This is a genomic window from Kitasatospora sp. NPDC047058 (assembly GCF_040643935.1).
Lineage (GTDB): Bacteria > Actinomycetota > Actinomycetes > Streptomycetales > Streptomycetaceae > Kitasatospora.
Map to the genome: position 1 here is coordinate 1 of NZ_JBEYVJ010000803.1, position 1,701 is coordinate 1,701.

The following is a 1,701-nucleotide window of genomic DNA, read 5'->3' on the forward strand; positions in this document are numbered from 1 at the left end:
TGTTCACTCCGCAGCTCGCCTCCGTGCGCGCCGCCCCCGCCGCCCGGGCCCTGCTGGCCCGGTCCCGCAGCAGACGACTCCACGCAGGGGCGTTGCGGGCGGAGGAGATCCTGCACCGCTACGGGCACGCGAAGGCGGTCGTCCTGGCCCGCTTCGTCCCGGTGGTGCGCACCGTCCTCAACCCGCTGGCGGGCGCGCTCGGCGTCGACGCCCGTACCTTCACCCTCTGGCAGGTCGTCGGCGGCCTGGTCTGGACGTTCGGTCTGGTCCTCGCCGGCTACGCGCTCGGGTCCTCCGTACCGAACGTCGACCACTACCTGCTGCCGATCGTCGCCGCCGTGGTCGTGGTGTCCCTGCTGCCGCTGGCGCTGGAGCTGCTGCGCTCGCGCCGACAGGCCGGTACGCGATGACGGCCGGCTCCACCGCGCTCGCCTTCGACGGGCGTCCGGTCGACGGTGGCCTGTACCTGAGCGTCGACCACTGGGCCCAGCAGCTTCCCGCAGCGCTGCGGGAGGCCGTCGCCGCCTTCTCCGCCGACGGCCTGGGCCTGCTGGCGGTGCTGATGCTCGCGGGGTGGTGGCGGGCCCGGCGCACGGACAGCACCGTCATGGCCCGGGCGCTGGCCGCGCCGCTGTGCGTGGTCGCGGCGTTCGCCGCCGACACCCTGCTCAAGGCTGTGTTGCGGGAGCCCCGCCCCTGCCTGGTGCTGCCCGCCGGGCCGACGCTGGAGGCCTGCCCCGGCCCCGGCGACTGGGCGCTGCCGAGCAACCACACCGTCATCGTCTTCGCCGGCGCGGCCGTGCTGTGGCTGGTGGACCGGCGCATCGGTGCCGCGGCCGGCGTCCTGGCCATGGCCATGGGCGCGTCCCGGGTGGCGGTGGGCGTGCACTACCCCCACGACGTGGTGCTCGGCGCCGTGGTCGGCACCGCCGCCGGTCTGGGGCTCGGCCTGCTCGCCGGGCGGGGCCGCGGACTGGTCGAACGCCTTGGCCGGGGAGCTCTGCGCCGGTGGCTGGTCGCATGAGCACCCGCGGCGTGCGGATCACCGCGATGGCGGCGGCCGGCCTGTTCGCCGTGCTCTTCGCCGTGCTCGCCGTCGTCCTGGCGGCCCGGGGGTGGTCGCCGTTCGGGTTCGAGACGTGGGCGCTCTCCCGCAGTGCCGCGCACCGGCCGCCGGAGGCCCGGCAGGCGGGCGTGGTGGTGACCTGGTTCGGCACCGGCGTCGCCCCGTACGTCCTGGCGTTCGCGGCCGGTGCGGTGTGCCTCGGTGCGGTCCCCCGCCCGCGGGACCGGCGCCGCGCCGTCGTGGTGGCACTGGCGCCGCTCGCGTGGCTGGCCGTCGGGCAGCTCCTGCGCCAGGGTCTGATGCACGGTTTCGGCCGTCCCCGCCCGCCCGGCGTCTACCGGGCGGTGTCCGCGTCGGGCTTCGCCTTCCCCTCGGGGCACACGTTCACCTCGGCCGTCTGCGCCGGACTCGTCGCACTGGCGGTGGCCCGGGCGCGTCCGGCGCTCACCCGGTGGGTGGTGGCCGGCGCGGCCGTGTTCGCGGCGGCGATCGGCACCAGCCGCGTCTACCTGGGCGTCCACTGGCCCCTCGACGTGTTCGGCGGGTGGCTCCTCGCCGCCGCCTGGCTGGCCCTGGGTACCGTCGCCCTCGACCGCGCCCTGCGCTGGGCGTCCGCACCGCGTCCGCGCGCCGGC

3 protein-coding genes are annotated in these 1,701 nt (G+C 77.0%); all 3 read left to right on the plus strand.

All coding sequences use genetic code 11. The features are described 5' to 3' along the window. On the plus strand, nucleotides 1–410 hold a 410-nt coding region (locus ABZ885_RS40645), incomplete at its 5' end, for a VTT domain-containing protein (protein ID WP_360200165.1). After that, the gene (locus ABZ885_RS40650; RefSeq protein ID WP_360200167.1) at nucleotides 407–1,024 is read left to right on the plus strand and encodes a phosphatase PAP2 family protein; all 618 of its coding nucleotides are present in this window, start codon (nucleotides 407–409) and stop codon (nucleotides 1,022–1,024) included. The genes ABZ885_RS40645 and ABZ885_RS40650, both read left to right, overlap by 4 nt. Beyond that, the coding region (locus ABZ885_RS40655; protein WP_360200169.1) for a phosphatase PAP2 family protein at nucleotides 1,021–1,701 on the plus strand (681 nt) is incomplete at its 3' end. The genes ABZ885_RS40650 and ABZ885_RS40655, both read left to right, overlap by 4 nt.

Coding starts and splice junctions, on each gene's coding strand:
- ABZ885_RS40650 (WP_360200167.1), top strand. CDS start 407: ATGACGGCCGGCTCCACCGCGCTCGCCTTCGACGGGCGTCCGGTCGAC.